Origin of the sequence: Ruminiclostridium josui JCM 17888 (genome assembly GCF_000526495.1) — a bacterium.
GTDB lineage: Bacteria > Bacillota > Clostridia > Acetivibrionales > DSM-1351 > Ruminiclostridium > Ruminiclostridium josui.
Genome location: NZ_JAGE01000001.1, coordinates 2,877,477 through 2,892,800, shown reverse-complemented (window position 1 = coordinate 2,892,800; position 15,324 = coordinate 2,877,477). Strand labels below are relative to the sequence as shown.

The window sequence follows — 15,324 nt, the reverse complement described above, 5'->3', positions numbered from 1 at the left end:
TGTAGTCCTATGTAATTTGAGATAATTTGCACTATGCCTTCTTGCCTTCAATTGTGTTAAATACTTTCTCATTAAAGAAACTTTCAGCATTTATTGCGCCTACATCACTATAAAAAGTATCGCCTATTTTAACGCAAACACCTGTTGTGCAATGTCCCATGCAAAAGGATGCTTTTAACTCAACTTTACTTTCAAGATTGTTTTCCTTAATCATTCTTTGAAAGCAGTTAATTATCTGATAAGATCCCTTGAGATGGCAGGAACTACCAACGCAAACATATATATCAAGCATATATTCCACCGCCTATGTTTGTTAAACAAATAACAATATAATTTTAAATTATATAATTTTTTATGTCAAATCCATTTAGCTACTAAAAATCTAATTATATGTATGAAGGTCTTTATTCTTAAGCCTATAGCCTATTTACGTCCTGAAAATGCGGGTACCATACCTAAAACCATAGGGTTTAATTCACAGTATGATTTATTGCAGCTATTACAGCAGTACTCCATATCGGTTTTTGCTTCATCAACCATCATTAACTGCATGCAAATGCTAATGTTATTACCTGCTACGTCACACAACATTTTATTTTCCTTATTCATTATAATATCCTCCTTTTGCCTTATAGGCTAACAATTAATTTTTTTAAAACAGATGAGGCCAAAGACTTTTAATCTTTTAGCCACATCTGTAAAAATATAATTTTAATGTTTCTTAGTCTCTGTGAAGAATATGTCTGTTACTGTTTAGAATGCCATTATACAAAGCATCTATAGTAGGATTGTCATCAGAACGTTTGATGGGTAAAGACTTATCTACCTTGTATATACCTTTTGCTCTTAATTTTCTTACATTTTCATTCTGTGGAATCGGCTGTCCCGCACCGCCTATACAACCTCCAGGACAAGCCATTACTTCAATAAAATCGAATTTTTCTTCACCTTTTTTAATTTTTCTAATAAGTTTTTCAGCATTTTTAAGACCGTGAACTACTCCAATTCTTACTATTCTTCCGTCAATTTCAGCTGTTGCTTCCTTAACACCTTCCATACCTCTCACTCCTGAATATGAAATACTTTTCAGGGTTGAAGCGTTTCTTTCCTTATAATAGTAACGAAGTACTGCCTCGGATACACCTCCGCTGACACCGAATATTACACCTGCTCCACTGGTAAATCCGAAAGGCATGTCAACGGCTTCGTCTTCAAGTTCATTAAACACAATACCGTTTTCCTGTATCATAATTGCTAACTCCTGTGTGGTTATAACCATATCCACCTGTCTTTCACCGTTTATTGCATTTTCAGGTCTTGCAGCTTCATATTTTTTTGCAGTACACGGCATTATTGCAATTACAATATTCTCTTTTTCATCAGAAGACTGTTCCTTTTTAAGCTGTTCCTTTATAACTGCTCCGAACATCTGCTGTGGAGACAGACATGAAGACACATTTTCCATAAGTTCAGGATGTTTTTGCTCTGCGTATTTAAACCAAGCAGGGCAGCATGAACTGAACAAAGGCAGCTTTTCTTTTCTCTGAATTCTATCCATGAGTTCTTCCGCTTCTTCTATAACAGTCAAGTCAGCGCCAACAGCAGTGTCAAATACCTGATCAAAGCCCAACTTTCTAAGTGCTGCTACAATCTTACCCATTGAAATCTCACCAGGTTGAAGTCCGAAATCTTCTCCGATTGCAACACGTACTGCGGGAGCTATCTGAGCTATTACACGCTTATTTTTGTTCTGAAGTGCCTCATATGCTCTGTCAATATCTTTCTTTATCATTAATGCTCCGGTAGGACAAACAACCCTGCACTGACCACAGTTAACGCAATCCACTTCCTGCAATGATTTATTAAATGCAGTTGTTACCTGAAGATTTGATCCTCTGTAAGCAAAATCCAGTACCCCTACACCTTGAATTTCCTGACAAGCTCTTACACAGTCTCCACAAAGTATACACTTGTTTGGATTTCTGATTATCGATGGACCAAGATCATCTATAGGCATTTCTTTCTTTTCTTGTCCAAACCTTATTTTCTTTACTCCAACTTTTAAAGCTATTTCCTGAAGCTTGCATCTTCCGCTCTTTTCACAGGTTGTACAATCTCTGTCATGGTTTGCAAGAAGAAGCTCCAATATCATTTTTCTGTGTTTTTTAAGCTTATCTGTATTTGTCCATACCTCCATTCCATCCTTTGGAGGCGTTGAACATGAGGTTATGGTGCCGCCCCATTTATCTTCAACCATACACATTCTGCACGCACCGTAAACACTGAGCTCTGAGTGGTAGCAGAAGGTCGGAAGCTCAATACCTGCTTTTCTTATTACTGCCAGTATATTTTTTTCATCGGTATATTCAACCATCTGTCCGTCAATTATCATAGTTCCCATTGTTATTTACGCCTCCTTTATTGCTGCAAATGGACATGTTTCCAAACAGGCACCGCACTTGATACATTTTGACTGATTAATTGTATACGGCTCCTTAATCTTTCCTTCAATTGCCTGAACAGGACATATTCTGGCACACTTACTGCAGCCCTTGCATTTATCTTTTTCTATAACTATAGAAGCCAAAGCCTTACAGGTATGTGTTTTGCACTTCTTATCTATAACATGTTCCAAATATTCTTCTCTGAAATACTTCAATGTACCTACAACAGGGCTTGCAGCTGACTTACCCAATCCGCATAATGCCGTACTGCTTATGGTATCTGCCAGTTCCTCAAGTAAATCAAGGTCTTCTTTAGTACCTTTTCCGTTTACTATCTTTTCAAGAATTTCAAGCATTCTCTTGGTTCCTTCACGACATGGTACACATTTACCGCAGGATTCGTTTTGTGTAAAGTTCATAAAAAACCTTGCAACTTCAACCATGCAGGTGTCTTCATCCATTACAACGAGTCCCCCTGAACCTATCATTGCTCCTACTTTTTTTAGTGAATCAAAGTCCAGTGGTAAGTCCAGATGTTCTTCTGTGAGGCATCCTCCTGAAGGGCCTCCTATTTGAACGGCTTTAAATTTCTTGTCATTCTTGATACCTCCTCCGATATCAAAAATTACTTCTCTTAGGGTTGTTCCCATAGGAACTTCTATTAATCCGGTATTGTTAACGTTACCTGTTATGGCAAATGCTTTTGTACCCGGACTGTTTTCAGTCCCAATACCTTTATACCATTCACTTCCATTATTTATAATTAAAGGAACATTTGCATATGTTTCTACATTATTTAGTACAGTTGGCTTTCCCCAAAGTCCTTTTTCAACGGTTCTTGGAGGCTTAACTCTTGGCATTCCTCTTTCGCCTTCTATTGAAGCAGTTAATGCACTACCCTCACCGCAAACGAAGGCCCCTGCACCTTTGTTTATGTTTATATCAAATGAAAATCCGGAATTTAGTATATTCTCACCCAACATTCCGTGCTTTCTTGCGTCTTCAATGGCTATCCTCAGTCTTTCTACCGCAAGAGGATATTCTGCTCTAACATATATGTATCCGGCAGTACTCTGGGTTGCATACCCGGCAATAGTCATACCTTCGATTACACCGTGAGGATCACCTTCCATTATACTTCTGTCCATGAATGCTCCAGGGTCACCCTCGTCACCGTTACAAACAACGTATTTAATTTCGCTGTTCTGTTTTAATACTTGTTTCCATTTATTCCCTGCTGGATAACCTCCGCCCCCTCTTCCTTTAAGGTTGGAATCCAGTATGGACTGACATACTTCCTGTGGCTCCATTTCGAATAATGCTTTACCCAAGGCCTGATAGCCTCCCTTTGCAACATATTCTGCAAAGGATTCGGCATTGATGCTTCCACAGTTTTTCAGAACCATTCTTGTTTGCTTTTTATAGAAAGGGATGTCTTCCTGTGCCTTATATACTTTGTTGTCCGCTGTATACATAAGTCTTTCAACAGCTTCGTTATTCATAAGGGTTTTGTTTACGATTTCTTCACAATCATCTATCTGAACTCTTAAATACAAGTAATTTTCAGGTTCTATTCTTACCAAAGGCCCCATTTCACAAAAACCGTGGCAGCCACTCTTTTTTACTCCTATTCCTTCTTTTTCGTAATCCAGTTCAAGATCAACCAGAAGGCCTTTTTCATTTATAAGCTCTTTGATTCTGTTGTATATCTCTAATGACCCTCCGGCTACGCAACCTGTTCCCGCACACACCAGAACCTTCTTTTTTTGCTTTTCAAGTGCCTGTGCCGACCTGTCAGAAAAGGCTTTAAATTCTTGCAAATTATTAATTTTCATTATCCTTCACTCCTCAAAGTCTTTATTAATTCTATTGTTGAATCCGGCGTCATTTTTGCATATACCTTATCATTTATTGTAATAACCGGGGCTAATCCGCAGGCCCCCAAGCAGGAAACTGTTTCAACTGTAAACAGCTTGTCATCTGTAGTGTGTTTGCTTTCAGACAGACCCAGTTCTTTTCTCATTGCATTTAAAATAGGAATTGATTTTCTAACGTGACACGCTGTACCGTCACATACCTTTATTATGTATTTTCCTTTAGGTACCAAAGAAAAGTTTTCGTAAAAAGTAGCTACACTGAATATCTTTGAGAGATTAATCTCCAGCTTTCCAGCTACGTAATTCAAAACATCCTCGGGCAAATATTTGTATTCATTCTGGATTTCCTGTAAAATCGCTATCAGGTTCGATTTATTGTTGTCATACTTGTTTAAAATCCCGTCAACCAGACTGCATTTGCAATCATCCATTTTGTTTTCCCTCCTCAAGTACTTGTAAAGTGCATTTACTTATCAGCTATCATTGTTATTTTTTTGACAATATAATTCTAGCCAGAGGAATTCCTTCTGCCAATGTTTATATAGAAATACAATATCTGAAATTAAGTTATAAATAAGGTTTTTGGAATTTATTTCAAGGAATTATTAGGATATTTCGTTAAAAGAATACAAAAAATCAGCAGATTGTAATATTATATTTTTGCAATCTGCTGATTTTATACGGGTTAGCTTAGTTATCAAGTTTGATGGTAAAATTAACTTATTTACTTGCATCTTCAAATGCACTAATTTCTTTTAACCTGTTTATTATTGGCAAGTGCTGTGTGCATTTTCTTTCGCACAAGCCACATTCTATACAATTGTTAACATCCTCCTGCTTGATTCCCCAATGGTATTTAATGTTGTTCAAAACCTCCTGAGTATTACCAAGAATATGGTTGTTATATGACAGCATATATTTTGACACAGGTATTTTCTTTGGACAGTATTCACAATAACGGCAGCCTGTGCAAAGTTTATCCATGGAATTAAAGAGTCTACCTTCAATTTCCTTTAATTTACTTTGCTCAATTTTAACCAGATTATCGCCAACTTTGCAATTTTGAACTACCTCTTCAATACTGCTCATTCCGGCTAATACGGTGGTTATTTCATCATGGGAAGCATTAAACCTTAAAGCAGCATCAACTACGTTTTTGTCGTCTTCACTTCTGATAAAATCAAAATAATCAGCCTTTTGAGGAATCAGACCTCCTCCAAGGGGATTCATTGTAGCTATACCCAGTCCCTTTTTATAACCAGCTTCTAAACCTTTTTGCCTGAACGGGAAGTTAAGTATATTGTAACCCACAGTCATTCCTTCGAAGCAGCCTTCATTTACTATTGTTTCAATCTCGTCTCCTGTACAATGGGTTGAGAATACAATATGTTCTATAAGTCCTTCTTCTTTTGCCTTTAGGGCAGCCTCATAAGCACCGCCTTTTACCATCCTGCTTCTATAGTCGTCAAGACTCAGGATACACCATATATGGAAAAAATTAATCTTTTCAAGATTCATTCTCTTTAAAGATGTCTCAAGCTGCTCACGTAATTTTGAGCCATCTTTTTGGCTGCTTTTAGTTGAAACATAGAATGGCTTTTTCATGTTTTTAAAAGCATGGGACATAATAAATTCACTATGGTCATCATTATATCCCGGTGCAGTATCAAAATAGTTTACACCAAGTTCATTTGCATGTACTACTATCTCTGCACATTTATCATAGTCGTAGCTATCTCCGGTTTTAGGAAACCTCATACCTCCAAAACCTATTGCAGATATTTCCTTGCCTGTGTTACCGTATTTTTTATAAATCATCCTACAATCCCTCCGGTTTCCCCGATTAATATATGCACCATTTTATATATTGATTTGAGTGGTATTATGTTAATAATTATACTTTATATAACTAAATTTCAATATACATTTTTATATTTTTACATGAGATTTTATAACTATTTTTACTCAAAGGATAAAGTATAGCCATTTTCTTTCAACCATTTTCTGTAAACTTTGTAATCCGGCATAATAGCTTCAACAATTCCCCAAAATTTCTTAGAATGATTCATTTCTTTCAGGTGACAGAGTTCATGTATTACTACATAATCAGCTACCGGCAAAGGTGACATAACGAGTTTCCAATTAAGATTAATATTACCTTTTGAGCTGCAACTTCCCCACCTTGTTTTTTGCTCTTTTACAGCTAATTTTTTAGGTGATAAGCCAATCAGAGGTGAGTATATTCTGATTCTTTCAGCCAATAGCTCTCTGGCCTTTGATATATACCATTTTTTTAGGACGGATTTTATTTTTTCCTTGTCTGGATTATCAGATATCTCTAAAACCATTAGCTCCTCTTCAAAGCGTACATTTGGCTTTTTGGTAATATTATTTTCAACAATTTTAAGCTTGTATTCTTTGCCTAGATAATAAAATAAATCGCCATTATCAAAGGTTTTTTTCATCACCCTAGCGGGTTTCTCCTGAATTTCAGTCAGCGTTTTTAGAATCCACTTCTCTTTTTCAAACAGAAATTTCTCTATGTATGCTAAGGGAGTTTTTAGCGGACAAGCTACAATAACCTGTCCAGTGTTTTTTATCATAATAGAAACTGTCCTTCTGCTGCTTCTTCTTAGGTAATATTCCATTTCTTTTCCGTCTAAGTTAATTCGTGACAATGTTTCTACAGTTTTTTGAGATTTTATCAATTTAAATATTCCTCCGCAAGCATAAATACCTGTATTTCGATATTAGCAAAGCATATCTCCAATGTCAATTATCAAAAGCATATATTGAAATATTATTAAAAGATTTTGAATACACATATAAAAGTAACTCTATTCGTTTGAAATTCATAGCATGATATTAAACAATAAATCAAATAAGAGAGCTGCAAATATGAACTGTTACATATCTAAAAATTTAATAAAGATATATGATGTATTTCTATGTTTTATTATATATTCCTTCTGCGGTTGGTTAATGGAAACAGTTTATTTATCCGTTTATCACTGGCAGTTTATAAAAAGAGGGTTTCTCATAAGCCCTTTATGCGGAATTTATGGAATAGGTACAATTTTGGTTGTTTTTCTTCTAGACAAACTAAAATCTCGCCCAGTCCTTGTATTTTTTAGCTCAATACTTATAACTACTGTTCTAGAGCTTATTACAGGACTCTTCCTTCAAAATGTGCTGAAACGTGAACTATGGGACTATAGCGGGTATTTTTTTAATTTCCTTGGAATAATATGTTTGAGGAATACTCTTATTTGGGGAATTATGTCACTAATAGCAATTTATAGTATTCATCCTGTAGTAATGAAAAAAATAAAATTACTTTCCCCACATACCAAAGCATTAATCAGCAGTATATGTTTTGTATGGATTTCGGCCGACTTATGTATTTCCATATTTACAAGCCTTCAGGGCATAAATAATATTCACTGGGTATACAATTTGGTATTCCACAGACTAAATGATATTAAAAGTATGACCGTAAAGGTAGTTTATTATATGAGGCATTAAATGATTAATCCCATTCACTCCATACATCCGGTCGATAACCTACTGTTGCCTGTTTTCCGTTTCTTACTATAGGAGTATTAAAAAGCTTAGGGTTTTTTAATAGAACTTCCTGTGCAGCTTTGCCTACCCCCAGATTTCTCATATTGAGTTTTTCATATTCTTTTGATTTTGTATTTATCAAATTACTTATGCCAACAGCTGCTTTTACACTTTCAAATTCACCTTTGCTCATTCCATACTTATAGAGATCTATATACTGGTAGCTAATTTTCCGCTCTTTAAAATATCTCTCTGCTTTCTGTGTGTCAAACCCTTTGGCTCCATATATCTGTATATTCATAAAGCTCCTTTCATCTGACAGTTTATAAAACTTTCTTTTACTTTAACATTGAAAACAGTGTCTTGGGAATATCCTCAAGATATGTCTGCTTTTCCACTGCCCCAATTTCATATGCAACTTTTGGCATGCCATAAACAACAGAAGACTTCTCATCTTGTCCTATGGTTCTTGCACCTTTTTTTCTCATAGAAAGCAGTCCTTTAGCTCCGTCAGAACCCATACCTGTCAATATAATTCCAACTGCCTTGTCTCCGGCTTCCTTCGCCACGGATTCAAACAATACATCCACTGAAGGACAATGTCCACTAACCTTTTCGCCCTGAAACACTTCAACTTTATAACGTTCCCCTGTTTTTTTGACTCTCATCTGGTAATTTCCGGGTGCAACAAGTACTTTTCCTTCTTCAACATAGTCACCGTTATTAGCCTCTTTAACCCGTAATCCGGTTTGTTTATTAAGTCTTTCAGCGAACATTCGTGAAAACATTGGGGGTATATGTTGAACTATAACTATACCTGGAATATTTGGAGGCAACTGTTTAAGTATGTTGAAAATAGCTTCCGTTCCTCCTGTTGAAGCGCCTATTGCGATAATTTTACTGCTGTCAAATTTAATATTCGGATAGGCAGTTTCACTGATGCTTCTGACTCTTTCCGGAAGTTTGGATTTTTTCGCAGTTTTTACTTTGGCTATCAATTCGTTTATAAATTCTTCTACATTTTTGGATATTTGCATATCCGGCTTTGGTATAAAATCTACTGCTCCTGCTTTTATTGCATCGAACACAGTTTCACTGATTGAACTTACAACAATAGTAGGAATCATATGCTGTGGTAATAGCCTACTTATAAATTCAATACCATTCATTTTAGGCATTTCAATGTCGCAAATCATAACATCTGGGGCATACTTATCTATTTTATCTCTGGCATCAAAGGGATCAACGGCCTTTGCAACTACTTCTATTTCAGGATCCAAAGTTATCTGTCTTGAAATCACTTCACGAAATAATAAACTGTCGTCAACAATCAGCACTTTGATTTTTTCCATATCAATCATATAACCTTTCCTGTATAATCATATTGTTATTCTATTCTACATTAAAACACCATACCCCATGTTTATAGAGGTATGGCGTTTATTGGGTCTAATATTTCAACTTTATTTGATTACTGGTTTTGAGGCAAAAAAGTAGCACAATCTGTTTCCTGAGTGTCTCTTGCATTTCTAGGCTGAACTTCTATCTGTTCAGCACTGCAGTGATCACCGCTCATATAATATTGACAAGTATTAACAACACATTTTACACCAGTATTAGGCTGACTCATCTTTTTAACAGACATTGTGTATTCCTCCTTTGAAAATAGATTCCTAAGTATTATTTGCACAAATTCTGTTTTAATTCATTTTATAAGAATTTGCATCATCTACTCTTTTTGTACAAAGAAGGCTTAATATCTGAAACCAGTTTTATATGACTATTTGACTCAGAATGACCTATAAATATCCGCCATACTATAATATACCATAAATCATATTTTTTGTGATATCCGTAAAATATTTTTTATGATTAATTTGGTAATAATTTTAAAAAAATAGTCCGCCCTATGAAACAAAAAATTGTTATTTACATAATTAGTTTACTATTAGATTTAAAGGGTTACTAAAAATATTTAAAAATTGCCCAATTTAATTTCTCTTAGTTATATTTCTTATGTACTAAAATCTATAATTTGCACTTATCAAATGCCTGTACATCAGCTCTTTTTCACTGAGTATAAAAGATGTTAATTGATTCTGTGTGGAATACATTGAATTTTTATCCCTATGCATAATCTGTATACCATACTCACATCTTCCGAAGTTAACGTTTTTTCTGACTATGGTTGCATCATACTTAATAACATTATTACTGAGGAATACACTAATCTCAACTTCATCGTCTTTATTGAACTCATCGCTTGAATATATGCACATGCCTGCATAGCTAAAATCCTTTATGCATATGGGTTCTCTTTTGTTGGAATTAACAAGCTTAATTTCACCAGCCAGTGAAGTGGGGAATCTCTCGTATTGTCTTCTTTCAGTTTCGAAAGCTATATTTTGAGGATTATTTGCATGGATTATGTATTCTTCTTCATTCGGAATAGCACCTACTATATTACCACCACTTAAATAAAGAGTTTCGTCATTGTTTAAAAATCCAATAAGTACGGGGTCTCCCTTTAGAATTTCAGCACCATTTTTTTCATCTTTACATAACTTTACAGTGAACACTTTTTGGGTATCACCACTCACAACAGTACAGTGCATGGGTTTGACCTTGTTATAATGTCTCAATACTAAGTTTAACTTTTCCATACTATCCTCCCAATACAAAAATACACAATATTAAGTTTAAAACAGAATATTCTTGATATGTTTACCCAATGATAAAAGAATAGCACATAATAATTTCTCGAACAAGACTATATCTGGGAAATGGGTTATTTATTTACATAATTTGATTTAAAAGAACATCTTTTTAATATTCATTATGTAAACTATCCCAGTATAGCTTCATCTGAAACTACAAGGTTCCTTCCTGTACGCTTTGCTTTATAAAGAGCATTGTCAGCCCTCTCAATTATCTGTGTTATATCTGTAACTGTCTCAGGAAATGAAGATATCCCAATGGATACTGTTACATTAATTCTCCTTCCACAAGAAATCTCAAATTCATTTTCAGCTATAATTTTTCTGATTCTTTCAGCTATCTCAATAGCTTCTCTGTTTGAAGCATTCTCAAGTAAAATTGAAAATTCTTCACCGCCATTTCGCGAAATTTTATCATCTGCTCTGCAACTCTGTCTTAATATCTTTCCTATTTCTTTTAAGACCTTATCGCCTGCCTGATGACCATGTGTATCGTTTATTTTTTTAAAAAAATCTATATCTAATAAAAGTAAAGAAAATTTTTGATTATTGCTCACTGCCTTCTCTATTATTAGCCTGAAAAATTTATTGAATTCCCTTACGTTGTTAAGTCCTGTTAAATAATCCTTTGAAGCTTCCTCTTTTAACTTCCTATACAATAAGCTCATGTTATTAAGATATAACATATATTTGTATATGGTATAACTAACGACTACAGTTCCCAGAATAAAATACGGATATACTGTAAAGAAGATTGAGATATTATTGGGAAAAATATAATAATAAACTCCACAGCTTACAATGGTCATGTAAATTGTAGATAGAAACCATTTCTTACCTAGAGGTCTTTTCGTTTTAAAAATCATCAGTATTCCTAATGTTACCAATATAATAACAACTGTTCCAGCCTCAGAATATTTATTTAGCCCAAAATACGCAATTCTGAAGCCTCCCATGGCAATGCCTGATATAACAGCAGCTGTACTTCCTCCTACTGTAGTTGCCAACAAAGTAGCTATATTTCTAAAATCTACCAACGTTACATTTTGTATTCTGACACTATACCACATTAGAAGGATACCTAAAATTCCACATACTAATCCAGTACAAATTTTAAACAAGAATCGGGATTGAATTTCTTTATCCCTATCCTTATAAAATTGATTTGCTATGCTTAAAAAAGAAATAAGAATAGCTGCATTTATTATCAGGTCACTTAACATTCTTTATTCCCTTCTTATGTATACCTACTCATATATAAATAAATATAATGAGAATTAATATCTTTAAATAGTATTTCTTTATATTAGTTCAGATATTCGCTTTTAATTATCATTAGTCTGACCTTTCAAAAACAATTATCCACAAAAAAAGCCGACCCCCAAAATCTTGGGAAGCCGGCTTAAAATGCAATTCAGTTATTATTTAGCGGACAATTTCTTTACTATTGATTCTGTTTGTGAAACAGTTATATTTTCTTGCGGTGCAATCATTTTTCCGCTCTTTCCGGATATAATTCCTTCTTTAATACAAGCAGCAACCGAAGCTTTTGCCCAGTTGGCAACTTTGTTTGAATCCTTAAATTCCTTGAGTATTTTATTTATTTCAGCAGTTGAGTAGTTAACATTCTTTCCTGTTACCTTTATAGCCTTGGCGATTATTGTCATTGCTTCCTGACGAGTAATCTTAGCCTGTGGTTTGAATTCTCCATTCTTATATCCTGATATTATTCCTTTCTGGTAAGCAGCGCTTACAGAAGCATAATAGCTGGAATCCTTTTTTACATCCTTAAAGGAATCTTTAGCCTGAACATTTTTATTCAATCCTAAAGCCTTAATTATGGAATCAATAAATTGTCCTCTTGTGATGTATTCACTAGTGCTATTGCTATCGGATTTTGTCAGGGTTAGAACACCATATACTGAAGTATCCTGATATCCTGTTCCTTTAGTATCATTCCAAGTAGCAACGCTCTTACGTGAACCATCTTTACCATCGTTAACCTGAACATCAAAACCAACTTTCATATTATCAGAAGGAGTTAAAGTTTTAAAAGGTATCTTCATTTCAACAATATAACTTGTTCCTGAAACCTTTGTTGCGGACTCAAATCCTTCTGCAATTGATGCAGGGTTAAATGAAGTCTCATTATCAAAGTTAACTCTGTACTGTCCGTCATCATCCTGGTAGAATGAAGTTTTTCCGTTGTTCTCATCAAAGAATACTTCAACAGAGTCTTGTTCGTATGCATTAGCACTCTTCTTATCAAGCTCTGAGTCACTTACCTGAACAAGAACATACAGGTTTTTGTCATCCCATAGAGCCTTTGCAGTTCCTGTAGCTCCCTGCCATGCCATTTGATATGTATTTACAGGTATTGCATGTGCTTTACTCCAAACACTGTCTATAGTACCGTCAATTACAGGTGTTCCGTATTTTGCAGTTGTATGCTTAGCATCTTTAGGTGTTTGAGGTTTATGTTCATCCATGTACTTAGCAGGGTCTATTAAACCGAAAAATGCGAGCTTTGCCTGAAGATTCTTGTCAAATGGCAAAGGATTTGTAGATGATCTCCAGCTTGTGCCGTCATCCAATCCCCAAATAGTAACACGGCTTATGTTAGCTGCATGTTTCTTATATATATCAAATAACTGTGCGTATAAATATCCCTGTGCTTCTGCAATTTCATCAGTTAACTTGAAGTCACTGCCTGCCTGTACATCAAGCTCGGTTATGCTTACTTCAACACCCAGAGAAATAAATCTCTCCAATGAAAGCTCAACATTGGTAGGATTTGTTGATAAGCTGTAATGTGCCTGCATACCAACTCCATCGATAAGAAGCTTACCAGGGTGAGTTTTTGCATATTTTTCATTTAACTCTTTTACCATGTAGTAAATAGCTTTAGATTTGCTTTGATTATCATCGTTATAATCATTATAATATAGCTTCACATCCCAATCAGGGTGAGCATCCAGAACCTCTCTTGCTGCTAAAAACGCCTCTTCTATGTAATCAGGACCAATTGCCTGATACCATGGGCTTTGACGTAATGATGCTTTCCAGTCAGCAGGATTAGTAGGATTATCATTCATACCTTCATTTACTACGTCCCATGATATTACCTTGTTACCGTAGTGCTCTACAACTGTCTTAATATGGGTTCTTAGATTTGTAAGAGCTTCCTCACGTGACAAAGGTATAGCATTTCCGCTTGCATCAACTTTTGTATTTAACCAAGCAGGTGACTGCTGATGCCAAACAAGAGTATGTCCATGCATCTTGAATCCCTCTGCCAGAACCTTATCAACAAGCTTATCTGCATCTTCAAATGTAAAGTTACCCTTTGAAGGTTGTAATGCATCTGGCTTCATAGCATTACCAGCTGTCATTACATTAAAGTGCTTCTTTAACAGGTCAAGTCTGACCCCTTCCATATCCTCTGCTGCTATTGCGTTTCCAATAAGGAAATCCTTTTTATATACATCTTTAATGGATTTTAAATCATCTTGGATTTTGATTGGTCCTGAACCCGTTTGTTCAAAGCTAATATCGTCAATATAGAAGGAAGCATTAGCACTGCTTGCACTTTCTACATATATAGTAATGTATCCGCTGGAAACATTGTTGTAACGATATGTACCCTCGAACTTAACCCAGCCATCAGCAGTACTTATTGTTTTTGCTGCAAGGCTTACATAAGAAGCACTTCCTCCATTTCCAACCTGAGTGGAAAGTTGAAGTTGTGTACTTTCAGGGCTAATAAGTTTTACCCAAGCAGTAACCTTGTATTCACTACCTTGGCTTACATTCTTCTCAACATGCAATGAAGGACCATGCCAAGTCATTGTTCGGTTTTCTACTTTTAATGCGTATGAACCATTAGCTGTGTGATTGGCTTCTTTTGTTACAGTCAGTTTTTCTGAGCCTTCACCGCCTCTAGGTTCAAAGCCCTCTGTTGTATTATCTTCAAATGTTATTGTTTTGAAAGTTTCTGCCTTTGGTTGATTAGGATCAACAGGTACTTCTTCTGTAGCCTCTTCTGTAATTAAAATGTCCCCAATATAGAAAGGAACTTCTTTACCTTCATCATTGGATTGAACACGTACCCTGCTGTCCTTTGAAGTATCAACAGTATACTTTCCGCTTAATGTGAAAGCCTTTCCAGCAACGAATTCTGCACCTGCCAGCCATGCATAGCTGTCCGCAACCTGAAGAAATGCCTGTGCACCTGCAGGAACCTTTGCATTTGAGTCAACAAAACCTTTTACGGTTATGTTATAAGTCTTACCGTCCTTTAATCCAATATCTTCAAATTTGAAATCAGCTGCGTCCCAGTTATTTATTCTATTGCTTACATATAATGCTGCTCCATCATCATTTCCTTCAAAAACCTTATTTCCTACTTTCTCTAGATTAGCTCCTCCAGATTGGGTAGCTATACCCTTTCCATCTGCAAAAGTCTCGTGATAAGTAGTTTTTGTGTCAGCCATTACTGTGCTGATTGGCATAACGGAAATGAGCATTGCAAAAACTAAAAGCAGTGCTAAGACCTTATTTCTGTTTCTGTACATTCAATCGTCCTCCTGATTTTAAATGTTTTTACTTGCCAAAATTATGTGCGAATTTTTCTATGAACTTGATTATTACCGTACTATCCCCCTTTCAAAGTATAAAGTTGCTTTATTATTAACTTTTAATAATTCCCTAAACTAAGTGGCT

The 15,324-nt window shown here is 35.3% G+C and carries 14 protein-coding genes; 1 reads left to right on the top strand and 13 read right to left on the bottom strand.

Going from position 1 to position 15,324, the window contains the following annotated elements; genetic code table 11:
- Positions 1 to 31: 31 nt before the first annotated feature.
- From K412_RS0113020 to K412_RS0112990, 7 genes are all read right to left on the bottom strand, one after another.
- A complete protein-coding gene (locus K412_RS0113020) occupies positions 32 to 292 on the bottom strand; it encodes a (2Fe-2S) ferredoxin domain-containing protein (protein ID WP_024833523.1) in 261 nt (86 codons plus the stop codon).
- A gap of 131 nt (positions 293 to 423) precedes the next feature.
- Entirely contained in the window at positions 424 to 609 is a 186-nt protein-coding gene (locus K412_RS0113015; RefSeq protein ID WP_242835618.1) for a hypothetical protein, read from the bottom strand.
- A 112-nt stretch (positions 610 to 721) separates the two neighbouring features.
- Entirely contained in the window at positions 722 to 2,401 is a 1,680-nt protein-coding gene (locus tag K412_RS20785; RefSeq protein WP_034847525.1) for a [FeFe] hydrogenase, group A, read from the bottom strand.
- 6 nt (positions 2,402 to 2,407) lie between these two features.
- Complete coding sequence (locus tag K412_RS0113005; RefSeq protein WP_024833521.1) at positions 2,408 to 4,279, bottom strand: NADH-quinone oxidoreductase subunit NuoF; 1,872 nt, start codon at positions 4,277 to 4,279, stop codon at positions 2,408 to 2,410.
- Complete coding sequence (locus K412_RS0113000) at positions 4,279 to 4,752, bottom strand: complex I 24 kDa subunit family protein (RefSeq protein ID WP_024833520.1); 474 nt, start codon at positions 4,750 to 4,752, stop codon at positions 4,279 to 4,281. Before K412_RS0113000 ends, K412_RS0113005 begins: the two co-directional genes overlap by 1 nt.
- 289 nt (positions 4,753 to 5,041) lie before the next feature.
- Positions 5,042 to 6,139: an aldo/keto reductase gene (locus tag K412_RS0112995; RefSeq protein ID WP_024833519.1), complete on the bottom strand. Its 1,098-nt coding sequence runs from the start codon at positions 6,137 to 6,139 to the stop codon at positions 5,042 to 5,044.
- A 143-nt stretch (positions 6,140 to 6,282) separates the two neighbouring features.
- Positions 6,283 to 7,029, bottom strand: a complete 747-nt coding sequence (locus tag K412_RS0112990) for a M48 family metallopeptidase (RefSeq protein WP_024833518.1) — start codon at positions 7,027 to 7,029, stop codon at positions 6,283 to 6,285.
- A gap of 151 nt (positions 7,030 to 7,180) precedes the next feature.
- On the opposite strand from K412_RS0112990, the gene K412_RS0112985 reads away from it, so the two are divergent.
- Entirely contained in the window at positions 7,181 to 7,846 is a 666-nt protein-coding gene (locus tag K412_RS0112985) for a putative ABC transporter permease (RefSeq protein WP_340139728.1), read from the top strand.
- Between the two features lie 4 nt (positions 7,847 to 7,850).
- On the opposite strand, the gene K412_RS0112980 is transcribed toward K412_RS0112985, so the two are convergent.
- The 6 genes from K412_RS0112980 to K412_RS0112955 all read right to left on the bottom strand — a co-directional run bounded on the left by K412_RS0112980 (position 7,851) and on the right by K412_RS0112955 (position 15,176).
- Positions 7,851 to 8,186 (bottom strand): arsenate reductase family protein, encoded by a 336-nt coding sequence (locus K412_RS0112980; RefSeq protein ID WP_024833516.1) that lies wholly within the window; start codon positions 8,184 to 8,186, stop codon positions 7,851 to 7,853.
- A gap of 37 nt (positions 8,187 to 8,223) precedes the next feature.
- Positions 8,224 to 9,246 (bottom strand): protein-glutamate methylesterase/protein-glutamine glutaminase, encoded by a 1,023-nt coding sequence (locus tag K412_RS0112975; protein ID WP_034847522.1) that lies wholly within the window; start codon positions 9,244 to 9,246, stop codon positions 8,224 to 8,226.
- Positions 9,247 to 9,356: 110 nt separating this feature from the next.
- Positions 9,357 to 9,530: a DUF1540 domain-containing protein gene (locus K412_RS21880; RefSeq protein WP_081741769.1), complete on the bottom strand. Its 174-nt coding sequence runs from the start codon at positions 9,528 to 9,530 to the stop codon at positions 9,357 to 9,359.
- Between the two features lie 376 nt (positions 9,531 to 9,906).
- On the bottom strand, positions 9,907 to 10,548 hold the full coding sequence (locus tag K412_RS0112965) for a PilZ domain-containing protein (protein WP_024833514.1): 642 nt from the start codon (positions 10,546 to 10,548) through the stop codon (positions 9,907 to 9,909).
- A gap of 182 nt (positions 10,549 to 10,730) precedes the next feature.
- The gene (locus K412_RS0112960; RefSeq protein ID WP_024833513.1) at positions 10,731 to 11,825 is read right to left on the bottom strand and encodes a diguanylate cyclase; all 1,095 of its coding nucleotides are present in this window, start codon (positions 11,823 to 11,825) and stop codon (positions 10,731 to 10,733) included.
- A 198-nt stretch (positions 11,826 to 12,023) separates the two neighbouring features.
- The gene (locus tag K412_RS0112955) at positions 12,024 to 15,176 is read right to left on the bottom strand and encodes an endo-1,4-beta-xylanase (protein ID WP_024833512.1); all 3,153 of its coding nucleotides are present in this window, start codon (positions 15,174 to 15,176) and stop codon (positions 12,024 to 12,026) included.
- Positions 15,177 to 15,324 lie beyond the last annotated feature (148 nt).

Bases quoted from the DNA above. Each gene is read 5' to 3' on its own strand.
- K412_RS0113020 (WP_024833523.1), bottom strand. From the start codon at position 292: ATGCTTGATATATATGTTTGCGTTGGTAGTTCCTGCCATCTCAAGGGA.
- K412_RS0113015 (WP_242835618.1), bottom strand. From the start codon at position 609: ATGAATAAGGAAAATAAAATGTTGTGTGACGTAGCAGGTAATAACATT.
- K412_RS20785 (WP_034847525.1), bottom strand. From the start codon at position 2,401: ATGGGAACTATGATAATTGACGGACAGATGGTTGAATATACCGATGAA.
- K412_RS0113005 (WP_024833521.1), bottom strand. From the start codon at position 4,279: ATGAAAATTAATAATTTGCAAGAATTTAAAGCCTTTTCTGACAGGTCG.
- K412_RS0113000 (WP_024833520.1), bottom strand. From the start codon at position 4,752: ATGGATGATTGCAAATGCAGTCTGGTTGACGGGATTTTAAACAAGTAT.
- K412_RS0112995 (WP_024833519.1), bottom strand. From the start codon at position 6,139: ATGATTTATAAAAAATACGGTAACACAGGCAAGGAAATATCTGCAATA.
- K412_RS0112985 (WP_340139728.1), top strand. From the start codon at position 7,181: ATGATATTAAACAATAAATCAAATAAGAGAGCTGCAAATATGAACTGT.
- K412_RS0112980 (WP_024833516.1), bottom strand. From the start codon at position 8,186: ATGAATATACAGATATATGGAGCCAAAGGGTTTGACACACAGAAAGCA.
- K412_RS0112975 (WP_034847522.1), bottom strand. From the start codon at position 9,246: ATGATTGATATGGAAAAAATCAAAGTGCTGATTGTTGACGACAGTTTA.
- K412_RS21880 (WP_081741769.1), bottom strand. From the start codon at position 9,530: ATGTCTGTTAAAAAGATGAGTCAGCCTAATACTGGTGTAAAATGTGTT.
- K412_RS0112965 (WP_024833514.1), bottom strand. From the start codon at position 10,548: ATGGAAAAGTTAAACTTAGTATTGAGACATTATAACAAGGTCAAACCC.
- K412_RS0112960 (WP_024833513.1), bottom strand. From the start codon at position 11,825: ATGTTAAGTGACCTGATAATAAATGCAGCTATTCTTATTTCTTTTTTA.
- K412_RS0112955 (WP_024833512.1), bottom strand. From the start codon at position 15,176: ATGTACAGAAACAGAAATAAGGTCTTAGCACTGCTTTTAGTTTTTGCA.